This is a genomic window from Reyranella sp., assembly GCF_052439685.1.
Taxonomy (GTDB): Bacteria; Pseudomonadota; Alphaproteobacteria; order Reyranellales; family Reyranellaceae; genus Reyranella.
In genome coordinates this window covers 269,030-292,770 of sequence record NZ_JBQVQG010000002.1, presented here as the reverse complement: position 1 = coordinate 292,770, position 23,741 = coordinate 269,030, and the positions used below count along the sequence as shown (strand labels likewise).

Sequence of the window (23,741 nt, the reverse complement as noted above, 5' to 3'; positions counted from 1 at the left end):
CCCTCCTCAGGCCGCCCGGCCCAGCAATTCACCCGACACGATCTTGCGCGGGCCCTCCGCCGTATCGAGCAGGAGGGCGCCCTCCTGGTCGAGCCCGGCGAAGCGGCCGCGGACGAGGCCCTCGCCCAGCCGCACGTCGACCTCTGCACCCAGCGGTCCCGCTTTGGCCAGCCATTCGCGACGTACCGTCTCGAACCCCTCGCGGCGCCACTGCGCCAGTCGGGCCGCGAGCGCACGCGTCAGCCCCTCAAGCGCCGCTTCGACCGTGCCGCCCAGCGCTGCGCCGGGATAGCGCATCTCGGGAAGCTGCGGTGCGAAGGCGACGTTCACGCCGATGCCTACCACGACATGCTCGACATGCCCGTCCTGGCCGATTGCGCTTTCCAGCAGGATGCCGGCGACCTTGCCACCGTCGACCAGCACATCGTTGGGCCATTTCAGGCGCACGCTACGATCCGCCGGCACGAGATCCCCCACCGCGAGCGCCGCAACGAAGCCCAGTTCGGCGGCTTGAGGTGCCATGCAGCCGGGCCGCAGGATCGTGGAACTGTAGAGGTTGCCGACCGGCGAAGCCCAGTTGCGGCCGCGGCGCCCGCGGCCGCCCGACTGCTCGCGCGCCCACACGACGGTACCCTCCAGGGCGCCGGTGTCGGCCAGGCGGGTGGCCTCGTCGTTGGTGCTGCCGACGCTTTCCAGCGCCACCAGCGTCCACCCGTCCGGAAGGACGGGCAGCGACGTCACTGGAACAGGCCCTTGGCTGCCGCTTCGGCGATCAGGCTGAGGGGCTGGGGAACCAGCGAGAAGATCGCGATCAGGAACGCCGCCACCAGCGCCACCACGCGATTGACGCCGAAGGCCGGGCGGTCGATCGCCTCGGCCGGCTCGTCGAAGTACATCACCTTGACGATGCGCAGGTAGTAGTACGACGCGACCACGGAGGCGAGCACGCCCAGCACCGCCGGTACGAACAGCTTGGCCTCGACCGCTGCCATGAAGATGTAGAGCTTGCCCCAGAATCCCGCGAGCGGCGGGATGCCGGCCATCGAAAACATGAAGATCAGCATGCCCAGCGCCATCATCGGCTGGCTGCGCGCGAGGCCGGCGAGATCGGCTACCTCTTCGACCATGATGTTGCGGCGCTTCATCATCAGGATGGTAGCGAAGACGCCCAGCGTCATGACCAGGTAGATGGCGAGATAGAAGACCACCGCCTGGATGCCGATCTCCGTGCCGCTGGCGACGCCCAGCAGGATGTAGCCGACATTGCCGATCGACGAATAGGCCATCAGACGCTTGATGTTCTGCTGGCGGAGCGCCGCGAAGGCGCCCAGCGCCATCGACAGCACCGAGGCGACGATGATGATCTGCTGCCACTGCGCGAACAGCGGCTTGAACGGGCCCATCAGAACCGACACCAGCAGCGACAGGGCGGCGATCTTCGGAGCGACGGCAAACAAGGCCGTGACCGGCGTCGGTGCGCCCTCGTAGACGTCCGGCGTCCACATGTGGAACGGCACGGCCGAGACTTTGAAAGCGAGACCGGCGACGACGAACACCAGACCGATGATCACGCCGATCTCGGTCGCGCGGCCGTCAGCCAGCGCGCCGGAGATCTGCACGAAGGCCGTGCCGCCGCAGAAGCCGTAGATCAGCGACGAGCCGAACAGCAGCATCCCCGAGGCGACCGAGCCCAGGACGAAGTATTTCACACCGGCCTCGGTCGACCGGACGCTGTCGCGCTGGAACGCGGCGATGACGTAGAGGGCCAGCGACTGCAGTTCAAGACCCACATAGAGCGCCATCAGGTCGTTCGCCGAGATCATCAGCATCATGCCGAGCGTGGCCAGGGCGACCACCAGCGGATACTCGAAGCGCCACGCCTTGGCCTGCTCGAAATAGGCGCGCGACATCAGGATGGCGATGGCGGAGCCTGCCAGCACCATCGCCTTCATCGTCGCCGTCAGCCGGTCGACGATGAACAGCGAGGAAAAGGCCGTCCCTTCGCGATATGGGAGGAACAGCAGCGCCGCTGTCACGAGCAAGGCGACCGAGGTCGCCACAGAGACGAACGGCGTGGCGATTTCACCTCGGACGACGCCGTAGATGAGCAGCAGCGCAGTGGCCGCCGCGAGGAAGATTTCCGGCCGGGCCAGGGTCCAGGATTCGAGACCGACGATCATGTTCATTACTCCCGGCCGCTCACGGGACCAGCGCCGCGGTGCGGGCGAGCTTCAAAGCCGCCTGATAGTCGCCGATCAGCTTGTCCACCGCCGGCGCCATCGGGTCGAGGAAGGAATTGGGATAGACGCCCATCCAGATCGTCAGCAGCACGAGCGGCAGGAAGATCGCGATCTCCCGCTTGTTCATGTCGAGGATGCCCTTCAGCGAGTCCTTGGTGAGCTCGCCGAACACGATCTTGCGATAGAGCCACAGCGCATAGGCGGCGCCCAGGATCAGGCTGGTCGCGGCCAGGAACGCCACCCACGTGTTGGCCTTGAAGGCGCCCAGCAGAACCAGGAACTCGCCGACGAAGCCCGACAGGCCGGGAAGTCCGACGCTCGCCAGGGTGAAGAACAGGAATGTGAAGGCATAGCGCGGCATGCGATGCACGAGGCCGCCATAGGCCGCGATCTCACGCGTATGCATGCGGTCGTAGACCACGCCGACGCAGAGGAAGAGCGCGGCCGACACGATGCCATGGCTCAGCATCTGGAAGATCGAGCCCTGGACGCCCTGCATGTTCATGACGAAGGCGCCGATCGTCACGAAGCCCATGTGGGCGACCGACGAATAGGCGATCAGCTTCTTCATGTCCTCCTGCACCAGCGCGACCAGCGAGGTGTAGATCACGGCCACGAGAGAGAGGCCGAAGACCATTGGCGCGAAATACTGCGTCGCCTCGGGGAACAGCGGGATCGAGAAGCGCAGGAAGCCGTACCCGCCCATCTTCAGCAGCACGCCGGCCAGGATGACCGAGCCCGCGGTCGGCGCCTCGACGTGGGCGTCCGGCAACCAGGTATGGACCGGCCACATCGGCACCTTCACCGCGAACGAGGCGAAGAAGGCCAGCCACAGCCAGCACTGCCAGGTGAACGGCAGGTCGAGCTTCTCCATGACCGTCGGCAGGTCCGTCGTGCCGACCTGGCCGTAGACGGCGATGATCGCCAGCAGCATCAGCACCGAGCCGAGCAGCGTGTAGAGGAAGAACTTGAAGGCTGCGTAGACGCGCCGCTTGCCGCCCCACACGCCGATGATCAGGAACATCGGAATGAGGACGCCTTCGAAGAAGATGTAGAACAGCGCCAGGTCGAGCGCGCAGAACATGCCGACCATGAAGGTCTCGAGCACGAGGAACGCGATCATGTATTCCTTGACGCGGACCTTGATCGACTCCCAGCTCGCCAGAATGCAGATCGGCGTCAGCAGGGTCGAGAGCAGCACGAAGAACAACGAGATGCCGTCGATACCGGCGTGGTAACCGATATTGAGGGCCGGCACCCAGGCGACCTTTTCTTCGAACTGGAACCCCGCCTTCGTCGGATCGAAGCGGATCCACAGAAGCAGCGAGATCAGGAAGGTCGCCAGCGTCGTGACCAGGGCCACGCTGCGGCAGTTGCGCTCGACGGCCTCTTTCGGGCCGTTGACGATCAGGCAGAACAGCGCTCCCACCAGAGGCAGGAACGTGATCAGGGAAAGGATAGGCCAGCTCGACATCGGGGGCCTTACCTCGCCGACAGCATGAAATAGGTGACCAGGCCGGCGACGCCGACCAGCATCACGAACGCGTAGTGATAGAGATAGCCGCTCTGGAAGCGCATCAGTATGCCCGCCATGTCCTGCGCTCGAGCGGCGACATTGTCGGGGCCGAGCCCGTCGATCGTGGCGCCGTCGCCCTTCTTCCAGAGGAAGCGGCCGATGGCCAGCGAGGGCTTCACGAACACCGCATCGTAGAGCTCGTCGAAGTACCACTTGTTGTAGAACAGGGCGTGCAGGCCCGGGAACCGCTTCACGGTGCGGGCCGGCATGTCGGTCCGCACGACGTAGAAATAGTAGGCGATGGCGATGCCCACCAGCGCGAACACCAGCGGCGCGAGCTTCACCCACACCGGCACTTCGTGCGCGTGATGAAGCACCTCTTCCGTTGCCTTGACGGCCACGGAGTTGCCCCAGAAGGCGTGCCAGTCGTGGCCGACGAACCAGTCGTAGCCGACCAGGCCCGAGAACGCGGCGCCGATACCCAGCACGTACAGTGGGATCAGCATCACCACAGGCGATTCGTGAGCGTGATCCCAGGTGTGATGGTCGCCGCGGTACTCGCCGTAGAAGGTCATGAACATCAGACGGGTCGAATAGAAGGCCGTCATCAAGGCCGCGATCACACCCAGCCAGTAGGCGATGACGCCAACTGTCGTGTGCACGCCGAAGGCCGATTCCAGCATGATGTCCTTGGAATAGAAGCCCGCGAAGCCCAGCCCGGTGCCGAAGATGAACGGAATACCGATGCCCGACAGCGCCAGGGTTCCGACCCACATCAGGAGGAAGGTCTGCGGCGCCTTCTCCTTCACGCCGCCCATCTTACGCATGTCCTGCTCGTGGTGGAGACAGTTGATCACCGACCCCGACCCCAGGAACAGCAGCGCCTTGAAGAAGGCGTGCGTGGTGAGATGGAACATGGCGGCCGAATAACCGCCGACGCCGCACGCAAAGAACATGTAGCCGAGCTGGCTGCAGGTCGAATAGGCGACGACCCGCTTGATGTCGAACTGGGTCATGCCGACGGTCGCAGCAAAGAACGCGGTCGCGGCACCGACGATGGTGACGATCATCGACACGGTGGGCGCCAGCTCGAACAGCGGCGACAGGCGGCAGACCATGAACACGCCGGCCGTCACCATCGTGGCGGCATGGATCAGCGCCGACACCGGCGTCGGGCCTTCCATCGCGTCCGGCAGCCAGGTGTGCAGGCCGAGCTGGGCCGACTTGCCCATGGCGCCGATGAACAGCAGCAGGCAGGCGGTCTCCAGCGCCGGCAGGTCCATGCCGAGGAACTGGATGCGCATTTGCGCCATCTGCGGCGCCTTGGCGAAGATCTCCTCGAACCCGACCGAGCCGGACAGCATCCAGACGGCCGCGATACCCAGCGCAAAGCCGAAGTCGCCCACCCTGTTCACGATGAACGCCTTCATCGCCGCGTTGTTGGCCGAGGGCTTGTCGTACCAGAAGCCGATCAGCAGGTAGGACGCGAGGCCAACTCCCTCCCAGCCGAAGAAGAGCTGTACGAGATTGTCCGACGTCACCAGCATCAGCATGAAGAAGGTGAACAGGCTGAGATAGGACATGAAGCGCGGGATGCTGGGATCGTCCGCCATGTAGCCGATCGAATAGACGTGCACCATCGACGACACGACGGTGACCACGATCAGCATGACGGCGGTCAGCGTGTCGACGCGCAGCGCCCAGGAGATGTCGAGCGTGCCCGACTCCATCCAGGAGAACAGCTTGACGACGATCAGCTTCTCGGTGCCGAACCCGATCTTGACGAAGACGAAGACCGAGAGGGCTGCCGCGATCAGCAGCGCCGCGCAGGTCACGATCTGCGCGGGCCGCGCGCCGATCACGCGGCAGAAGAGCCCGGCAATCGCCGCCGCGACCAGCGGCAGGAAGACGATGAGCTTGATGGCGAGATCCATGATGAGCGCGCCCCTAGCCCTTCATCGCATTGATGTCTTCGACGGCGATCGTTCCGCGGTTGCGGAAATAGACCACCAGGATCGCCAGCCCGATCGCCGCCTCGGCGGCAGCCACGGTCAGCACCAGGAGGGCGAAGACCTGCCCTACGACATTGCCCTGGAAGACCGAGAAGGCCACCAGGTTGATGTTCACGGCGAGCAGCATCAGCTCGACGCACATCAGGATCACGATGACATTCTTGCGGTTCAGGAAGATGCCGAGGATGCCCATCGTGAACAGCACGGCGGCTACGGCGAGGTAGTGGCCCAGCCCGATCGTCATCACACCCCTCCCCGGGTCGGCACTTTGACCACCGTGATCGACTGTTCCTTGGTGCGGTTGATCTGCTCGACCGCTTTCTGGCGGCGGACGCCCGGGCGGCTGCGCAGGGTGAGCACGATGGCGCCGATCATGGCGACCAGCAGTACCAGCCCGGCCACCTGGAAGAGATAAAAGTACTGCGTGTAGAGGACCCGTCCGATGGCGCGCGTATTGTCGATCGCCATTACCTGCGCGCCATGCGCATTCAAACCTGCGATCGTCGTCGACCCGGCGCCGATGATGCCGACGCCCAGAAGCAGCTCGGCGAACAGCACCGCGCCGATCAGTGCGCCCACCGGGAAGTATGCAAGGAAGCCCTCCTTCAACTCCGTGAGGTTGATGTCGAGCATCATGACCACGAAGAGGAAGAGCACCGCGACCGCGCCGACATAGACGATGACCAGGATCATCGCGATGAACTCGGCGCCGATCAGCAGGAACAATCCGGCCGCGTTGAAGAACGCCAGGATCAGGAAGAGCACCGAATAGACGGGATTGCGCGAGACCACGACCATGGCGGCGGCAGCCACCGTGATCGCGGCAAAGACGTAGAAGGCCAGGGCCTGGAGTATCATGATCTGTTTCTCTCCCCCGCCCGGCTCAGCGATACGCCGCTTCGGAGTGGAGGTTTGCCGCGATCAGGGTCTCCCAGCGGTCGCCGTTCGCGAGCAGCTTGTCCTTGTCGTACATGAGTTCCTCGCGCGTCTCGGTCGAGAACTCGAAGTTCGGGCCCTCCACGATCGCATCGACCGGGCAGGCTTCCTGGCAGAAGCCGCAATAGATGCACTTCGTCATGTCGATGTCGTAGCGCGTGGTACGGCGGCTGCCGTCGTCGCGCGGCTCGGCCTCGATGGTGATGGCCTGCGCCGGGCAGATCGCCTCGCACAGCTTGCACGCGATGCAGCGCTCCTCGCCGTTGGGATAACGGCGCAGCGCATGCTCGCCGCGGAAGCGCGGGCTGAGCGGACCCTTTTCGTAGGGATAGTTCACCGTCACCTTGGGCTTGAACATGTACTTCAGGGTGAGGGCGAAGCCCGCCACCAGCTCGGAGAGCAGGAAGGCGCGCGCGGTACGGTCGAGGGAAGCCATTTGGCGTTTGCTCCTAGGGCTTCGGCAGCCAGCCGCCGAACGTCAGCACGGCAGCGGTGAGGACGACCCAGCCCAGCGACACGGGCAGGAACACCTTCCAGCCCAGCCTCATCAGCTGGTCGTAGCGGTAGCGAGGCAGCGTGCCCTTGGTCCAGCTGAAGATGAACAGCAGGAACGCAATCTTGAGGGCGAACCAGATCACGCCCGGCACGAGCGTGAACGGTGCGTAGGGAATCGGTGAGTGCCAACCGCCCAGGAACAGGATCGCGCCCAGGGCCGAGAGCAGGATCATGTTGGCGTATTCGCCGAGGAAGAACAGGCCGAAGGTCATGGCCGAGTATTCGGTCTGGAAGCCTGCCACCAGCTCGGCCTCCGACATCGGCAGGTCAAACGGCGTGCGGTTCGTCTCGGCCAGCGCGGAGATGAAGAAGATAACGAACATCGGCAACAGCGGCAGCCAGAACCAGTTCCAGAACCAGCCGGACTGGGCCAGCACGACCTGCGACAGGTTGAGCGAACCGACGCAGAGCAGGACGGTGATCAGCACGAAGCCGATCGAGACTTCGTAGGACACCATCTGCGCCGCCGAGCGCAGGGCGCCGAGGAACGCGTACTTCGAGTTCGAGGCCCATCCCGCGATGATGACGCCGTAGACACCCAGCGACGAGATGGCGAAGAGATAGAGGATGCCGACGTTGATGTCGGCGATGACCCAGCCGTTGTCGAACGGCACGACCGCCCACGCGACCAGCGCGGTCATGAAGGCGATCATCGGCGCGATGATGAACAGCACGCCGTTGGCGCTCGACGGGACGATGGTCTCCTTGAGCACCAGCTTCAGCCCATCGGCCATCGGCTGCAGGAGGCCGAAGGGACCGACCACGTTGGGACCGCGGCGCAGCTGGATCGACGCCCAGATCTTGCGGTCGGCATAGGTCATGTAGGCGACTGCCAGCAGCAATGGCACCGTGACTGCGAGACACTGGAGCAGGATCAGGATCGCAATGCCGAGCCAGTTGGTCGTGAAGAAGGTGTGGATTTCGGCGAACATGCCCTACTCCGCCGCCATGAGATGCACCCGCGAGGCCATGCAATCGGCCATGGTCTTCGACGCGCGGCTGATCGGACAGGTCATGTAGAAGTTCGGGACAGCCGACTTGAGCGGTGCATCCGTGGTCGCGCCCGGCTTGCCGACCGGTCCCCAGGCGCCGGGCGCCTGCTGGTCGATCGCGGCGAAGACCTTGTTCACGGCCACGAGCCGCGACCGGACCTGGTGAAGCGTGTCGTAGGGCAGAGTCTTGCCCAGCCGCTCCGAGAGCGCGCGCAGGATCGCCCAGTCCTCGCGGGCATCGCCCGGCGGATAGCCGGCGCGCCGGCCGACCTGAACGCGACCTTCGGTGTTCACGTAGATACCGGGCTTCTCGGTATAGGCGGCGCCCGGCAGGATCACGTCGGCGCGATGGGCACCGGCGTCGCCGTGATGGCCCTGGTAGATCACGAAGGCCTTGCCGAGCTTCGTCGTGTCGATCTCGTCGGCCGCGAGCAGGAAGACCGCCTCGATCTCCTTCTTCTGGCAGCTTTCCAGGATGCCGGCGACATCGCGGCCGCCCTCGCCCGGCACCAGGCCGAGGTCGAGGCCGCCGACGCGCGCCGCCGCCGTATGAAGGACGGCAAAGCCGTTCCAGTCGTCTCGCACCGCGTTCAGCTTGCCGGCCAGCTCATAGGCCATCGCCAGCACTGCAGCGCCGTCCTCGCGGGCGAGTGCGCCCATGCCGACGACGATCAGCGGGTTCTTCGCGTCCTTGAGCTTCTCGAAGAAGCCGAGCTTGCCGTCGACAAGTTCCCGCAAGGTCGCCGGGCCGGCACCCAGCCGCTCGACCGGATAGGTCAGGTCCTCGGCGGTACCGATGCTGGCGACCGGGCACTTGCCGTGGAGATAGCGCTTGCGGATGCGGGCATTGAGCACCGGCGCCTCGGTGCGCGGATTGGTGCCGATCAAGAGGATGGCATCCGCCTGGTCGATGCCGCGGACGCCGGCGTTGAAGATGTAGCTGCCGCGCGGCCCGTCGATCTTGGCGCCGTCCTGACGGCAGTCGAGGTTCGGCGAACCCAGCGCCGCCATGAGATCCTTGAGGGCCACCATCGACTCGGCGTCGCACTGATCACCGACGATCGCCGCGATCTTGCCGCCGTCCAGACCGTTCAACTTGGCGGCGATGGCGGCGAAAGCCTCGTCCCAGGTCGATGCGACGAGCTTGCCCTTGATGCGGACGTACGGCCGGTCGAGCCGCTGGTGACGCAGCCCGTCGATCGCGTGGCGCGTCTTGTCGGAGATCCACTCCTCGTTCACGTCGTCGTTGAGACGCGGCAGGACGCGCATGACCTGCGCGCCGCGCGTGTCGATGCGGATGTTGGAGCCCAGCGCGTCCAGAACGTCGACCGACTCGGTCTTGGTCAACTCCCAGGGGCGCGCCTCGAAAGCGTAGGGCTTCGAGGTCAGCGCGCCGACCGGGCAGAGATCGACCAGATTGCCGGCGAGTTCGGTCGACAGCGCCTGCTCGACATAGGTCGTGACTTCCATGCTCTCGCCGCGGCCCGTGGCGCCGAGCTGCTCGACGCCGGCGACCTCGGTCGCGAAGCGGATGCAGCGCGTGCAATGGATGCAGCGGTTCATCGACGTCTTCACGAGCGGGCCGAGCTCCTTGTCCGGCACCGCGCGCTTGTTCTCGTGATAGCGGCTGCGGTCGAAACCGTAGGCCATCGCCTGATCCTGCAGATCGCACTCGCCGCCCTGGTCGCAGATCGGGCAATCCAGCGGATGGTTGATCAGCAGGAATTCCATCACGCCCTTGCGCGCCTTCTGCACGGTCGGGGTCTGGGTGAAGATCTCCTGCTTGTCGGCGACGGGCAGCGCGCAGCTCGCCTGCGGCTTGGGCGGGCCGGGCTTCACCTCGACGAGGCACATGCGGCAGTTGCCGGCGATCGACAGACGGTCGTGGTAGCAGAAGCGCGGAATCTCGACGCCTGCCAGCTCACACGCCTGCAGCACGGTGATGCCGGCGGGCACCTCGATCTCGACGCCGTCGATCTTGACCTTGGGCATTGCCTGCTCCCCGCCCCCGCCTACTCGGCTGCCAGTTTTTCGGTGCGCGCGCGGATGCGGCGCTCCATCTCGGGCCGGAAATGCCGGATCAGGCCCTGGATCGGCCACGCCGCCGCGTCGCCCAGCGCGCAGATCGTGTGACCTTCCACCTGCTTGGTGACGTCCTCGAGCGCGTCGATCTCCTCGATCCGCGCGTTGCCCGTGACCATGCGTTCCATCACGCGCCACATCCAGCCGGTGCCCTCGCGGCACGGCGTGCACTGGCCGCAGCTCTCGTGCTTGTAGAAATAGCTGAGCCGCGCGATCGCCTTCACGACGTCGGTCGACTTGTCCATGACGATGACAGCCGCGGTCCCGAGCCCCGAACGCTGGTCGCGCAGCGAGTCGAAGTCCATCAACTGCGTGTCGCAGATCGACTTGGGCAGCAGCGGCACCGAGGCACCGCCCGGGATCACTGCCAGGAGATTGTCCCAACCGCCGCGCACGCCGCCGCAGTGACGCTCGATCAGCTCGCGCAGAGGGATGCCCATCTCCTCTTCGACGTTGCACGGCCGGTTCACGTGGCCGGAGATGCAGAAGAGTTTGGTGCCGGTGTTGTTGGGACGGCCGATGCCCGCGAACCAGGACGCGCCGCGGCGCAGGATGGTCGGCGCGACGGCGATCGATTCGACGTTGTTCACGGTGGTCGGGCAGCCATAGAGGCCGGCGCCGGCCGGGAACGGCGGCTTCAGGCGCGGCATACCCTTCTTGCCCTCGAGGCTCTCGAGCAGCGCCGTTTCCTCGCCGCAGATATAGGCGCCGGCGCCGCGATGGACGTAGAGGTCGAAATCCCAACCCGAGCCGCAGGCGTTCTTGCCGAGCAGGCCGGCGTCATAGGCCTCCTTGATCGCCGCGATCAGGTGCTGCGCCTCGTTGTAGAACTCGCCGCGCACGTAGATGTAGCCGGCATGGGCGCGCATCGCGAAGCCTGCGACCAGGCAGCCCTCGATCAGCAGGTGCGGATCGTGACGCATGATGTCGCGATCCTTGCAGGTGCCCGGCTCCGACTCGTCGGCGTTGACGACCAGATAGTGCGGACGGTCCTTTACTTCCTTGGGCATGAAGGACCACTTCATGCCGGTCGGGAAGCCTGCGCCACCGCGGCCGCGCAGGCCCGACTTCTTCATCTCGTCGATGATCCAGTCGACACCCTTGTCGAGGATCGCCTTGGTGTTGTCCCAGGCGCCGCGGGCGCGGGCGCCAGCCAGGCGCCAGTCCTGGACGCCGTAGAGATTGGTGAAGATGCGGTCCTTGTCGCCGAGCATCGTTCTATTCGCCCTTCAGCGTTGTCAGGCCGCCCTCGGGCGCCGACGTCTGGCGATCCACCTGCGGTCCGGGCTTCGGCGTCTCGCCGCGCCGAAACGCGTCGAGCACCTTGTTCATCGAGGCCTCGTCGAGATCCTCGTAGAAATCGTCGTTGATCTGCACGACCGGCGCATTGACGCAGCCGCCGAGGCACTCGACCTCCTGCACGCTGAACGTCTCGCCGTCGGCGGCATGCTGGCAGGCCTTCATCACCGCGTCGGAGCCGCGCAGCCAGCACGGTGTCGTGGTGCAGACCTGCAGCAAGTACTTACCCTTCGGGCGCAGCTGGAACATCGTATAGAAGGTCGCGATCTCGTAGACACGGATCGGCGCCATGCCGAGGAGACGCGCCACCTCGTTCATCGCCGCGCGTGGCAGCCAGCCCTGCTGGCGCTGCGCCAGATCCAGCACCGCGATCACGGCGCTCGCCTGCCGGCCCGGCGGGTAATGGGCAATCTGCTCCTCGACCTTCGCCATGTACTCGGGCGTAAAGGAAAAGCTCGCGACCTGCGGGACGTCCTTGGGGTCGGCGGTGATCATCGCCATCGCATCGTCTCCTAGCGGTCGATCTCGCCGAACACGATGTCGAGCGAGCCGATGTTCGCCGACATGTCGGCGAGCTGGTGTCCCTTGGTCATCATGTCGAGCGCCTGCAGGTGCGGAAACCCGGGAGCGCGGATCTTGCAGCGGTAAGGCTTGTTGGTGCCGTCGGACACCAGGTAGACGCCGAACTCGCCCTTGGGCGCCTCGACCGCCGTGTAGGTCTCGCCGGCCGGCACCTTGTAGCCCTCGGTGTAGAGCTTGAAATGATGGATCAGCGCTTCCATCGAGCCCTTCATCTCGCCGCGTCGCGGCGGCGAGATCTTGCGATCGTCGACCCGCACCGGCCCGCCGACCTTGCGCAGCGCGGCGATGCACTGCTCCATGATGCGGACGGCCTGGTACATTTCCTCGATGCGCACGAGGTAACGCGCGTAGCAATCGCCGGTCTTGCCGACGGGAATGTCGAAATCCATGCGGTCGTAGACGTCGTAGGGCTGCGACTTGCGCAGATCCCACGGCAGGCCGGAGGCGCGGATCAGCGGGCCCGAGAAGCCCCAGTCGAGCGCCTGCTCCGCCGAGACGACACCGATATCGACCGTGCGCTGGCGGAAGATGCGATTCTCGTTCAGCAGGTTCTCGACGTCCTTCATGAACGGATAGAACTGCTTGATCCACCCTTCCATCGAATCGAGCATGCCCGCCGGCAGGTCCTGGTGGACGCCGCCCGGCCGGAAGTAGGCCGCGTGCATGCGCGAGCCGCTCACCTGCTCGTAATACTCCATCAGCAGCTCGCGCTGCTCGAACCCCCAGAGCGGCGGCGTGAGCGCACCGACGTCCATCGCGAAGGTCGTGACGTTCAGCAGATGGTTGAGGATGCGCGTGATCTCGGAGAACAGGACGCGGATGTACTGACCGCGCTCCGGCGCCTCGATGCCCAGCAGCTTCTCCACCGCCAGCGCGTAGGCGTGTTCCTGGTTCATCGGCGAGACGTAGTCGAGCCGGTCGAAGTACGGCACCGCCTGCAGGTAGCTCTTGTACTCGATCAGCTTCTCGGTGCCGCGGTGCAGCAGACCGATATGGGGATCGCATCGCTCGACGATCTCGCCGTCCATTTCGACGACGAGGCGAAGCACGCCGTGGGCCGCCGGATGCTGCGGCCCGAAGTTCATGGTCAGTGTCTTGATTTCGACGTCGGACATGTCAGTTGGCCTTCGCCGGTGCCGGTGCGGTCTCCTGGGCCTTCTCGTCGCCGGGAAGAACCTTGGGCGCGCCCTCCCAGGGGCTCAGGAAGTCGAAGCGGCGGAATTCCTGGGCGAGCTTCACCGGCTCGTACACCACGCGCTTCTGGACATCGTCCCAGCGCAGTTCGACGAAGCCGGTCAGCGGGAAGTCCTTGCGCAGCGGATGGCCCTCGAAACCGTAGTCGGTGAGAATGCGCCGCAAATCCGGATGATCCGAGAACCATACACCGTAAAGATCATAAGTCTCGCGCTCGAACCAGCCGGCGGAGCTGTAGACCGAGGCGGCGGACGGCACGGGCGTCGTCTCGTCCGTCATCAGCTTCACGCGGACACGCTGGTTGTTCTTTACGCTGAGCAGATTGTAGACGACGTCAAAGCGCTTCTCGCGCTCCGGCCAGTCGACGCCGCAAATGTCGACGAGCTGCTTGAACAGGCACTTCGGATCGTCCCGCAGGTACGCGAGAAGCGCGATCACCTTGTCCGGCGTCGTTTCGAGTATCAGCTCGCCGAGGCGAACTTCAGCCGTCGAAACCACCCCCGCCTGAGCCTGAACGATATGGCCGCCGAGTTCCTTGAGAGCCTCGCTCATCAGCGCACCAGCGTGCCCGTGCGACGGACCTTCTTCTGGAGCTGGAGCACACCGTAGAGCAATGCCTCGGCGGTCGGCGGACAGCCGGGCACGTAGACATCGACCGGAACGATGCGGTCGCAGCCGCGCACGACGGAATAGCTGTAGTGATAGTAGCCGCCGCCATTGGCGCACGAGCCCATCGAGATCACGTAACGCGGCTCGGCCATCTGGTCGTAGACCTTGCGCAACGCCGGGGCCATCTTGTTGGTCAACGTTCCCGCCACGATCATCACGTCCGCAGCGCGCGGACTCGGCATCGGTGCGAACCCGAAGCGATCGAGATCGTAACGGCTCATCCAGCAGTGGATCATCTCGACGCCGCAGCAGGCCAGACCGAAGGTCAGGCCCCACATGGAACCGGTACGCGCCCAGGTGACCAGCTTGTCGAGCTGGGCGACGACGAATCCCTTGTCGGCCAGCTCGTCGTTCAGCGCCCGTGACAGCGCCGCTTCGGCCGCCGTGTTGGGTTTGGCCGGAGTGATCACTCCCATTCCAGGGCTCCCTTACGCCACTCGTAGATGAAGCCCACCGTCAGCACGCCGAGGAACAGCATCATCGACCAGAAGCCGAAGAGGCCGATATCACCCAGCGCCACCGCCCACGGAAACAGGAACGCGACCTCGAGATCGAAGATGATGAAAAGAATCGCGACCAGATAGAAGCGGACATCGAACTGCCCGCGCGCATCGTCGAACGGTGCGAAGCCACATTCGAACGGAGACAGCTTCTCCGAGTTCGGATTCTGGCGGGCGATCAGATATGACCCGCCGAGCATGGCGCAGACCAGCCCGAAGGCTAGTCCGAGGAAGATCAGGATTGGCAGGTATTCCCGCAGAAGAGCTTCCATCGCCACCCCTTGCGCCCGGTTATTATGGGCCGCCAGTGTTTGGGCTGGCGCGAGCGACGGGACTCGAACCCGCGACCTCCGGCGTGACAGGCCGGCATTCTAACCAACTGAACTACGCCCGCTTTCAGCCCCAAACGGCGCGCGGAGAAATATAGGAGCCCCTAGTAGGTGTCAAGCATACCGCAGCCGCGAATGCGTGTGTAAGTGCCGGATTTTTCAGAGAATTTCCGCATGCCACGTGGCGACATCGCGAGGCGCGAAAGGCAGTGGCCAATTGAGAGTCACTCGCACGCGTGCAATCCATGACGCGACCATCCTCTGGCGTATGCGAGGGAAGCGCAAAACGTTGGCCCGCTTGGATTGCGGCCCCCTCCCCTGCCTCCCAGGGAGCCGCACGCGTCGCGATCTCTTGCCCTTCGCGGTTTTCAGACTGCAAGCAGGCGTCCGGCAGAGTCTTTTTTTGCGCGAGATTGGACGGAGCCGACTATCCCGGCTTTGACCTCGCTCTGAAGAGCGAACGCAGTGCGCCAGCGGGCTCTGGGAAGGACAGCGACGCCTTCGCTCCGCGTCACGCGGTTGGTCTGCCATGGCAGTTGGTGGGCGATGACGGGATCGAACCGCCGACCAGTCCCGTGTAAAGGGAATGCTCTACCGCTGAGCTAATCGCCCGCCGCCGGTCCTAGCACAGCAACCAGGGAAAAGCCTAGTTGATCGCGTCTTTCAGGGCCTTGCTGGCCTTGAAGCGCGGCACGATGGCCGCGGGAATCTTGATCTTCTCGCCGGTCTGGGGATTACGCCCCTCGCCCGCCTGGCGCTTCGTCACCTGGAATGTCCCGAACCCAACCAGAAGGACCTTTTCCTTCTTCTTCAGCGATTTGGTGATGACCGTGAGAATCGAGTCGATGGCGTTGGCGGCATCCGTCTTGGAAAGGTTCGTCGAAGCGGCGACGGCGGCGATCAGATCGTGCTTGTTCACGGGCGAGCCTCTCCATGGTCCGGCAACTCAAGTCCTGAGCGGCTTATACCATATTTTGTAGCCCTGCCGAAGCGGATCGCAGCATTTGGGCTGAAACGACGAAGCCCCGGACAGGCCAGGGCTTCGCATTCGGTTCGATGAAGCGTGTCAGTGTGCGCGGGCGGCCTCTGCCGGCTCGACCGGCTTGGCGGCCACCGCATCGAGATCGTTCACCCACTCGATGGCAACCAGCGGCTTCACCAGCGCCCGGGCCAGGACCTCGTCCACCGTCGACACGGGGACAATCTCCAGCCCCTTCTTCACGTTGTCGGGGATCTCCGGCAGATCGCGCTCATTCTCCTTGGGAATGAGCACGGTCTTGAGACCGCCGCGCAATGCCGCCAGGAGCTTCTCCTTGAGGCCGCCGATCGGCATGACCCGCCCGCGCAGGCTGATCTCGCCGGTCATGGCCACTTCCTTGCGCACCGCGATGCCCGTGAGGGCGGACACGATCGAGGTGACCATGCCGACGCCGGCGGACGGACCGTCCTTCGGCGTCGCGCCTTCCGGCACGTGGATGTGGATGTCGCGCTTCTCGAAGATGCTCGACTTGATGCCGAACATGTGGGCGCGCGAGCGCACGTACGCGTTGGCCGCCTGCACCGATTCCTGCATCACGTCGCCCAGCTTGCCGGTGACGCTCATGCGGCCCCGTCCCGGAACCAGCACGGCCTCGATCTGCAGCAGCTCGCCGCCGACCTCGGTCCAGGCCAGACCAGTCGTGATGCCAACCAGATCCTCGAGCTCCGCCTCACCGAAGCGGAAGCGCCGCACGCCGGCATACTTCTCGAGGTTCTTGGGGCCGATCTTGACCTTGGTCGCCCCCTTCATGAGGATTTCCTTGGTCGCCTTGCGGGCCAGGTTGGCGATTTCACGCTCCAGGTTACGGACGCCCGCCTCGCGCGTGTAGTAGCGCACGAGGTCGCGCACCGCGTCGTCGTGAATCTCGATCTCGTTCTCCTTGAGACCGTTCGCCTCGATCTGCTTCGAGATCAGGTGTTTGCGCGTGATCGCGACCTTCTCGTCCTCGGTGTACCCGGCGAGGCGGATGATCTCCATGCGGTCCAGCAGCGGCTGCGCCATGCGCAGCGAGTTGGCCGTTGTGATGAACATCACGTCCGACAGGTCGTAGTCGATTTCGAGATAGTGATCGTTGAACGACGTGTTCTGTTCGGGGTCGAGGACCTCGAGCAGCGCAGACGATGGGTCACCACGGAAATCGGCACCGAGCTTGTCGATCTCGTCGAGCAGGAAGAGTGGGTTCGAAGACTTCGCCTTCTTCATGCTCTGGATGACCTTGCCCGGCAGCGAGCCGATATAGGTCCGCCGATGGCCGCGAATCTCCGCTTCGTCGCGCACGCCGCCCAGCGACATGCGAACGAAGTTGCGCCCCGTTGCCTTGGCGATCGACTTGCCGAGCGAGGTCTTGCCGACGCCGGGCGGGCCGACGAGGCACAAGATGGGGCCCTTCATCTTGTTCACGCGCTGCTGGACCGCGAGATACTCGAGGATGCGTTCCTTCACCTTCTCGAGGCCGTGATGATCGGCGTTGAGAATCTCCTCGGCGTACTTCAGGTCCTTGATGATCTTCGTCGGCTTGCGCCACGGGATCGACAACAGCCAGTCGAGGTAGTTGCGCACCACCGTCGCCTCGGCCGACATCGGGCTCATCGTCCGGAGCTTCTTCAGCTCGGCGTTGGCCTTGTCGCGCGCTTCCTTGCTGAGGCGCGTCTTCTTGATGCGCTTCTCGAGTTCGGAGACCTCGTCGCGACCGTCCTCGGTCTCGCCAAGCTCCTTCTGGATCGCCTTCATCTGTTCGTTGAGATAGTACTCGCGCTGCGTCTTCTCCATCTGACGCTTCACGCGGTTGCGAATCTTCTTCTCGACCTGCAGGACGCCGATCTCGCCCTCCATCAGGCCGAGGATCCGCTCCAGGCGCTTGGAAACCGAATCGAGTTCCAGCAGCTGCTGCTTCTCGGCGACCTTGAGCGCGAGATGCGCCGAGATGGTGTCGGCGAGCTTGGCCGGCTCCTCGATCTTGTTGATCGAGACAACGACCTCCGGCGGCACCTTCTTGTTCAGCTTCACGTAGTTCTCGAACTCCGAGACCACGGTGCGGGCGGCCGCCTGCAACTCCGCGCTCTCGCCGGCGGATTCCTCCATGTCGACGGCGCGCGCCTCGAAGAAGTCGACGCGATCATTGTAACCGGTGATCTTCACACGGCGGCCGCCCTCGACCAGCACCTTGACGGTGTCGTCGGGCAGCTTCAGGAGCTGCAGCACGGTGCCGAGTGTGCCGATCGTGTAGATGTCCTCGGGGCCGGGATCGTCCTGGCTCGCGTTCTTCTGGGCGATCAGCAGGATCTGCTTGTCGTCCTTCATGACCTCTTCGAGGGCCTTGACGCTCTTCTCGCGACCGACGAAGAGCGGGACGATCATGCCGGGAAACACGACAATGTCGCGCAGCGGCAGGACGGGATAGACGGTTCCTTGAATGGGGGCGTTCATGATGCCTCGCAACGTACGCTGTTAGAGCTACCCGTGCCTCGGCCGGGGATCCCCTTCTGGGCAATCCACGGCACGCGAACGCGCGCACTCGTTATCAGAGATTGGCCTGAACAGAGGGTTGTTCAAGCCCCGTCGGGGAGACCGCCGGCGACGGTTGCCGCCGACGCAGCAAAACTCAGGCCGGGGCAGCCGCAACGCCTTCTTTGCGCTCGCCGTGCACATAAAGTGGCTGGGCGCGACCTTCGATCACTTCCCGGTTGATCACCACTTCCTCGACCCCGTCCAGCGACGGCAGATCGTACATGGTGTCCAGCAGGACAGTCTCCATGATGGACCGGAGCCCGCGGGCGCCGGTCTTGCGCAGGATCGCCTTCTGGGCCACCGCGCGCAGGGCATCGTCGGAGAATTTGAGCTTCACGTTCTCCATGTCGAACAGGCGCTGATACTGCTTGATCAGTGCGTTCTTCGGCCGGGTCAGGATCTCGATCAACGCGACCTCGTCGAGGTCCTCGAGCGTCGCCACGACCGGCAAGCGGCCGACGAACTCGGGGATCAGGCCGTAGCGCAGCAGGTCCTCCGGTTCGAGATCCTTCAGGATCTCGCCGGTACGGCGATCCTCGGGCCCGCGCACTTCCGCGCCGAAGCCGATCGAAGTGCCCTGGCGGCGCATAGAGATGAGCTTGTCGAGGCCGGCGAAGGCGCCGCCGCAGATGAACAGTATGTTCGTCGTGTCGACCTGCAGGAACTCCTGCTGCGGATGTTTGCGCCCGCCCTGCGGCGGCACGGAGGCGACGGTGCCCTCCATGATCTTCAACAGCGCCTGCTGCACGCCCTCGCCCGACACGTCGCGGGTGATCGACGGGTTGTCGGACTTGCGGCTGATCTTGTCGACCTCGTCGATATAGACGATGCCCCGCTGCGCCCGCTCGACATTGTAGTCGGCCGCCTGCAGCAGCTTCAGGATGATGTTCTCGACGTCCTCGCCGACGTAGCCGGCTTCGGTGAGCGTCGTGGCGTCCGCCATCGTGAACGGCACGTCCAGCATGCGCGCCAGGGTCTGGGCGAGCAGCGTCTTGCCGCAGCCGGTCGGCCCGATCAGCATGATGTTGGACTTGGCGATCTCGACTTCGTTCGCCTTGCCGCCGTGGCTCAATCGTTTGTAATGATTGTGCACGGCGACGGAAAGGATGCGCTTGGCGCGGTCCTGCCCGATGACGTAATCGTCGAGGATCTGCCGGATCTCCTTGGGAGACGGCACGCCATCCTTCGACTTGACGAGAGTCGTCTTGCTCTCTTCCCTGATGATGTCCATGCAGAGTTCGACGCATTCATCGCAGATGAACACGGTCGGACCGGCAATGAGCTTGCGGACTTCGTGCTGGCTCTTGCCGCAGAAGCTGCAATACAGGGTGTTGCGGGAATCACCCCCGGACTTGGCGGCTGGCATGTCGGTAACGCACCTCCGCTTGGGGGGCCCTACGACCTGCGGGCCCGCACACAAGCCTATGTTAAACGTGCCGCCCGGACGGCGACAACATCAAAATATGGTGTGTCGCCGTGCGAACGGGAAACAATTGGTCGCTGCTGCCCCTTTAGGAGGCAGCCGCCTGGATGGTCGTGGGGGTCGGCCGCTTCTCGAGGACGTCGTCGATAAGGCCGAACTCCTTGGCTTCCAGGGGCGCGAAGAACTTGTCGCGCTCCATGGCCTGCTCGATCACCTCGATCGGCTTGCCGGTATGTTCCACGTACATCTGGTTAAGCCGCGCCCGGGTCGCAAGGATCTCGCGGGCATGGATTTCGATGTCGGTGGCCTGGCCCTGAGCGCCGCCCGAGGGCTGGTGGATCATGATGCGGGCGTTCGGCAGCGCGAAACGCTTGCCCTTCTCGCCTGCGGTCAGCAGCAGCGAGCCCATCGAAGCGGCCTGGCCATAGACCAGGGTCGAGATGTGCGGGCGGATGTAGCGCATGGTGTCGTAGATCGCCATGCCCGACGTCACCACGCCACCGGGCGAGTTGATGTAGAACGAGATGTCCTTGGTCGGATTCTCGGCTTCGAGGTAGAGCAGCTGGGCGCATAGCACGCCTGCCACATGATCCTCGACCGGGCCGTTCAGGAAGATGATCCGTTCCTTGAGCAGCCTCGACCAGATGTCGTAGCCGCGTTCGCCGCGCGCCGATTGCTCGACCACCATCGGCACGTAGTAGTTGTTGTAGACTTCGAGCGCATCGCGGTCGCGAATCATCGCGGGCCCCCTTGAGTGACAGTGCTACGGAAAGTGGCAGCGCCGGTGGCCCCATTCAAGGCCACCGGCTCTGGATCAGTTCGCCGCCGCTTCCGCAGGCTCGTCGTTTTCCGCCTCGCGGGCGGCCTTCAGCAGTTCCTCGGGGGTAACCGGCTTCTCCGAAACCTTGGCGAGCTCCAGGATGAAGTCGACCGTCTTCTCCTCGAAGATCGGCGCCCGCAGCTGCTCCTTCGCCTCGGCATTCTTGCTGAAGAACTCCAGGACCTGGCGCTCCTGGCCCTGGTAGCGCATGGCCTCGCGCATCACCGCCTGGTTGAGCTCCTCAGGCGTCACGTCGATGCTGTTGGAGCGGCCGATGTCGGCCAGAAGCAGGCCGAGACGCACGCGGCGATCCGCGATCTCGCGGTACTCCTTGCGCATCTTCTCCTCGTCGTCCTCGAGCTTCTCGCCCTTCGCCTTGGCTTCCTCGATGCGCTGCCAGATGGCGTTGAACTCGCTCTCGACGAGGCCTTCCGGCACTTCGAACTTGTGGATTTCCGCAAGCTTGTCGAGGAGCTGGCGCTTGATCATCGTGCGCGAGATCTGGTTGTAGTCCTGGCCAATGCGCTCGCCGATCGCCTTGCGCATGGCCTCCAGGTTCTCGAAGTTGTTCCGCTTCGCCAGCTCGTCGTCTGCCGGCTTGTCGACGAACTCGTGGATTTCCTTGATCGTGCACTTGAACACGGCGTCCTTGCCGGCGAGTTCGGGTGCGCCGTACTCGGCCGGGAAGGTCACCTTGACGTCGACCGTCTTGCCGACCTCGGCGCCCATCAGCTGATCCTCGAAGCCGGGGATGAACGAGCCCGAGCCGAGCTCCAGCGTGTAATCGCTGGCGGCGCCGCCGGGGAACTCGACACCGTCGACCGAGCCCACGAAGTCGAGCTTGATCGCGTCGCCCGTCTGCGCCGGGCGCGGCGGATCCACCGGCTTCTGCTCACGGTTGGCCTTGGCGATGCGCTCGAGCGCCTCGTCGATGTCCTTGTCCGGCACTTCCGCCTTCAGTCGCTCGAGCTCGATGCCCGAGAAGTCGAGCTTGCCGATTTCCGGCAGCACTTCGACGACGACCTCGAACTCGACGTCCTTGCCCTCTTCGAGCTGCTTCAGGTCGACGCGCGGCTGCAGCGCGGGCTTAAGGCCGCGATCCTCGATCGCCTTCGCCGTGCTGCTATTGACGGCCGCCTCGACGGCTTCACCGAACAGCGCCTGCCCATACTGCTTCTTGAGGAGACTGACCGGCACCTTGCCGGGACGGAAGCCCGGCAGGGCCGCAGTCTTCGCCATTTCGGCCAGGCGCTCGTCGATCTTCGTCGACAGGTCGCTCGCGGGGACGACGATCTTGAACTGGTGCTTCAGGCCTTCGGCCGAGAGTTCCGTAACTTGCATTGTCTCACTTCCATTTCCTGGTGCGGGCGGAGGGGCTCGAACCCCCACGCCTTGCGGCACGAGAACCTAAATCTCGCGTGTCTACCAATTCCACCACGCCCGCCCGAAGCTTGCCCAAACGACATCCTGAGCCATCGGGGCGTGCCGCGAAGGCCGAATCGCGCGCCTCTTAGCCCGACCCCGATGAGCGGTCAATTGAAGGACGACAGGGAGTGAAGGACGCGCGGCAATTGAGCGGGCAAATCCTCGGCGATCAGGCCGTGAAGACCGAACTGCAGCGCACACTCCCCGTGCAGCCATGCCGCCGCCGACGCCGCGGCAAACGGCGTGAAGCCCTGCGCCAGAAGCCCGCCAATCAGCCCGGCCAGGACGTCGCCAGATCCGGCCGTCGCCAGCGCCGGAGAGGCATGGACGTTGATCACCGCGCGGCCATCGGGCTCGGCGATCACCGTGTCGGGGCCCTTGAGCAGGACAGTCGCCCCGCTCCGCGCCGCCGCCCGCCTCACCCGGTCCAGCTTGCCGGGCTCACCGGCAAGGTCGGGGAACAGCCGCCGGAATTCTCCCTCATGCGGCGTCAGCACCGTCGGCCCGGCTATGCGGCCGAACAGGACATGGGGATCGCCGGAGAAGACGGTGATCGCGTCGGCATCCAGCACGACCCGGCGCCGGGCGCCGAGGGCCGCGAGGACGGCATCCTTCGTCCGGTCGATCACACCCGATCCCGGGCCGATCAGAACCGCGTTCCGCCGCTCGTCTTGCAGCAGATGGGCGAACATCGGGCCATCGTCGACCTCGACCACGAGATTGCCGGGCTCGGCCGCCTGATAGGTCGTCATCGTCGACCGGAAGCCCGCGATCGTCACCAGCCCTGCCCCGACCCGGCGCGCGGACAACGCCGCCAGCCGTGCCGCCCCCGTGGCATGAGGCCCGCCGAGGATCGTGAGATGGCCCCGCGCATACTTGTGGTCGCCGATATCGCCGCGGCGCAGCAGGTGCGCCCACAGGGCCGGCGCGTTCAGCCAGGTCCGCGGGCCGATCGAATTCAACGCGGCCGCCGGAATACCAATATCGACGATCCGGAGAGCACCGCAGCGACGCAGGCCCTCTAGCGAGTAGTGGCCCGGCTTGGCGCAAAAAAACGACACCGTCCCTTCTGCCCGAAAGGCGCGGCCGAGGATCTCTCCTGTGTCGCCATGGAGGCCGCTCGGCACGTCGATGGCGACCACGGGCAGTTCCCGCTCATTCACCAGATCGATCACGGCGGCAATCTCTCCCTCGACCGGGCGACTGAGGCCGGCGCCGAAGATCGCGTCGATCACGAGGGGGGCGCCTTCCAGCAGCGCCGGCGACCACGGCTCGATCGGGCCCTTCCAGGTTCCGGCGGCCCAGGCCGCATCTGCCTTCAGGCTCCCGATGTCGCCGAACAGAGCCACGCGGACGGGCCAGCCCGCCGCCTGCAGATGTCGTGCCGCGACGAAGCCGTCGCCACCATTGTTGCCCGGCCCGCAGAGCACGATCACGGGGCGACATGCATGGCACTCCATCGCAGCGACGGCCACCGCTCTGCCGGCGGCCTCCATGAGGGTCTGTCCCGAAATCCCGGCGGCGATGGCGAAGGCATCGGCCTTGCCCATCTGAGAGCAGCCGAGAAGCGCCAGTGAGTCGTTGGGAATGAGATCGTGCACGTCAGGCCTTGGCGGCATG

21 protein-coding genes and 3 tRNA genes are annotated in these 23,741 nt (G+C 64.8%); all 24 read right to left on the bottom strand.

The features are described 5' to 3' along the window. Positions 1-6: 6 nt before the first annotated feature. Complete coding sequence (locus ACT6UX_RS04510) at positions 7-741, bottom strand: biotin--[acetyl-CoA-carboxylase] ligase (RefSeq protein ID WP_444773940.1); 735 nt, start codon at positions 739-741, stop codon at positions 7-9. After that, positions 738-2,180, bottom strand: coding sequence for an NADH-quinone oxidoreductase subunit NuoN (nuoN, locus tag ACT6UX_RS04505; RefSeq protein ID WP_444773939.1), 1,443 nt, complete (start codon positions 2,178-2,180; stop codon positions 738-740). The genes ACT6UX_RS04510 and nuoN overlap by 4 nt, the downstream gene beginning before the upstream one ends. A gap of 19 nt (positions 2,181-2,199) precedes the next feature. Then, positions 2,200-3,714: an NADH-quinone oxidoreductase subunit M gene (locus ACT6UX_RS04500; protein WP_444773938.1), complete on the bottom strand. Its 1,515-nt coding sequence runs from the start codon at positions 3,712-3,714 to the stop codon at positions 2,200-2,202. A gap of 8 nt (positions 3,715-3,722) precedes the next feature. Beyond that, entirely contained in the window at positions 3,723-5,690 is a 1,968-nt protein-coding gene (gene nuoL / locus ACT6UX_RS04495; RefSeq protein ID WP_444773937.1) for an NADH-quinone oxidoreductase subunit L, read from the bottom strand. A gap of 13 nt (positions 5,691-5,703) precedes the next feature. Continuing rightward, on the bottom strand, positions 5,704-6,012 hold the full coding sequence (nuoK, locus tag ACT6UX_RS04490; RefSeq protein ID WP_298308947.1) for an NADH-quinone oxidoreductase subunit NuoK: 309 nt from the start codon (positions 6,010-6,012) through the stop codon (positions 5,704-5,706). Continuing rightward, positions 6,012-6,626 (bottom strand): NADH-quinone oxidoreductase subunit J, encoded by a 615-nt coding sequence (locus tag ACT6UX_RS04485; RefSeq protein ID WP_444773936.1) that lies wholly within the window; start codon positions 6,624-6,626, stop codon positions 6,012-6,014. The genes nuoK and ACT6UX_RS04485 overlap by 1 nt, the downstream gene beginning before the upstream one ends. A gap of 25 nt (positions 6,627-6,651) precedes the next feature. Further along, entirely contained in the window at positions 6,652-7,140 is a 489-nt protein-coding gene (gene nuoI, locus ACT6UX_RS04480) for an NADH-quinone oxidoreductase subunit NuoI (RefSeq protein ID WP_444773935.1), read from the bottom strand. 13 nt (positions 7,141-7,153) lie between these two features. Continuing rightward, complete coding sequence (nuoH, locus tag ACT6UX_RS04475) at positions 7,154-8,179, bottom strand: NADH-quinone oxidoreductase subunit NuoH (RefSeq protein ID WP_444774130.1); 1,026 nt, start codon at positions 8,177-8,179, stop codon at positions 7,154-7,156. Positions 8,180-8,194: 15 nt separating this feature from the next. Beyond that, a complete protein-coding gene (gene nuoG, locus ACT6UX_RS04470) occupies positions 8,195-10,243 on the bottom strand; it encodes an NADH-quinone oxidoreductase subunit NuoG (protein ID WP_444773934.1) in 2,049 nt (682 codons plus the stop codon). Between the two features lie 20 nt (positions 10,244-10,263). Continuing rightward, positions 10,264-11,547 carry an NADH-quinone oxidoreductase subunit NuoF gene (gene nuoF, locus ACT6UX_RS04465; RefSeq protein ID WP_444773933.1) on the bottom strand — a complete coding sequence of 428 codons (1,284 nt, stop codon included), beginning with the start codon at positions 11,545-11,547 and terminating at the stop codon, positions 10,264-10,266. Positions 11,548-11,551: 4 nt separating this feature from the next. Then, positions 11,552-12,133, bottom strand: coding sequence for an NADH-quinone oxidoreductase subunit NuoE (gene nuoE, locus ACT6UX_RS04460; protein WP_444773932.1), 582 nt, complete (start codon positions 12,131-12,133; stop codon positions 11,552-11,554). Positions 12,134-12,144: 11 nt separating this feature from the next. Further along, on the bottom strand, positions 12,145-13,329 hold the full coding sequence (locus ACT6UX_RS04455; RefSeq protein WP_444773931.1) for an NADH-quinone oxidoreductase subunit D: 1,185 nt from the start codon (positions 13,327-13,329) through the stop codon (positions 12,145-12,147). A gap of 1 nt (position 13,330) precedes the next feature. Then, entirely contained in the window at positions 13,331-13,960 is a 630-nt protein-coding gene (locus ACT6UX_RS04450) for an NADH-quinone oxidoreductase subunit C (RefSeq protein ID WP_444773930.1), read from the bottom strand. After that, positions 13,960-14,493, bottom strand: a complete 534-nt coding sequence (locus tag ACT6UX_RS04445) for a NuoB/complex I 20 kDa subunit family protein (RefSeq protein WP_422036071.1) — start codon at positions 14,491-14,493, stop codon at positions 13,960-13,962. Before ACT6UX_RS04445 ends, ACT6UX_RS04450 begins: the two co-directional genes overlap by 1 nt. Beyond that, positions 14,484-14,849, bottom strand: coding sequence for an NADH-quinone oxidoreductase subunit A (locus ACT6UX_RS04440; RefSeq protein ID WP_068198877.1), 366 nt, complete (start codon positions 14,847-14,849; stop codon positions 14,484-14,486). The genes ACT6UX_RS04445 and ACT6UX_RS04440 overlap by 10 nt, the downstream gene beginning before the upstream one ends. Positions 14,850-14,894: 45 nt before the next feature. Continuing rightward, positions 14,895-14,971: transfer RNA gene (locus ACT6UX_RS04435), tRNA-Asp, on the bottom strand. 472 nt (positions 14,972-15,443) lie between these two features. Next, positions 15,444-15,518: transfer RNA gene (locus tag ACT6UX_RS04430), tRNA-Val, on the bottom strand. 34 nt (positions 15,519-15,552) lie between these two features. Continuing rightward, the gene (locus ACT6UX_RS04425) at positions 15,553-15,825 is read right to left on the bottom strand and encodes an HU family DNA-binding protein (protein WP_422036073.1); all 273 of its coding nucleotides are present in this window, start codon (positions 15,823-15,825) and stop codon (positions 15,553-15,555) included. Positions 15,826-15,972: 147 nt separating this feature from the next. Continuing rightward, entirely contained in the window at positions 15,973-18,372 is a 2,400-nt protein-coding gene (gene lon / locus ACT6UX_RS04420) for an endopeptidase La (protein ID WP_444773929.1), read from the bottom strand. 175 nt (positions 18,373-18,547) lie between these two features. Further along, a complete protein-coding gene (gene clpX / locus ACT6UX_RS04415; RefSeq protein WP_422013734.1) occupies positions 18,548-19,819 on the bottom strand; it encodes an ATP-dependent Clp protease ATP-binding subunit ClpX in 1,272 nt (423 codons plus the stop codon). Between the two features lie 145 nt (positions 19,820-19,964). Further along, positions 19,965-20,615, bottom strand: coding sequence for an ATP-dependent Clp protease proteolytic subunit (locus ACT6UX_RS04410; protein WP_444773928.1), 651 nt, complete (start codon positions 20,613-20,615; stop codon positions 19,965-19,967). Between the two features lie 75 nt (positions 20,616-20,690). After that, on the bottom strand, positions 20,691-22,037 hold the full coding sequence (gene tig / locus ACT6UX_RS04405) for a trigger factor (RefSeq protein WP_444773927.1): 1,347 nt from the start codon (positions 22,035-22,037) through the stop codon (positions 20,691-20,693). Positions 22,038-22,055: 18 nt separating this feature from the next. Further along, positions 22,056-22,140 (bottom strand) — tRNA-Leu (locus ACT6UX_RS04400). 88 nt (positions 22,141-22,228) lie between these two features. Then, a complete protein-coding gene (locus ACT6UX_RS04395; RefSeq protein ID WP_444773926.1) occupies positions 22,229-23,722 on the bottom strand; it encodes an NAD(P)H-hydrate dehydratase in 1,494 nt (497 codons plus the stop codon). Positions 23,723-23,741: the final 19 nt, after the last annotated feature.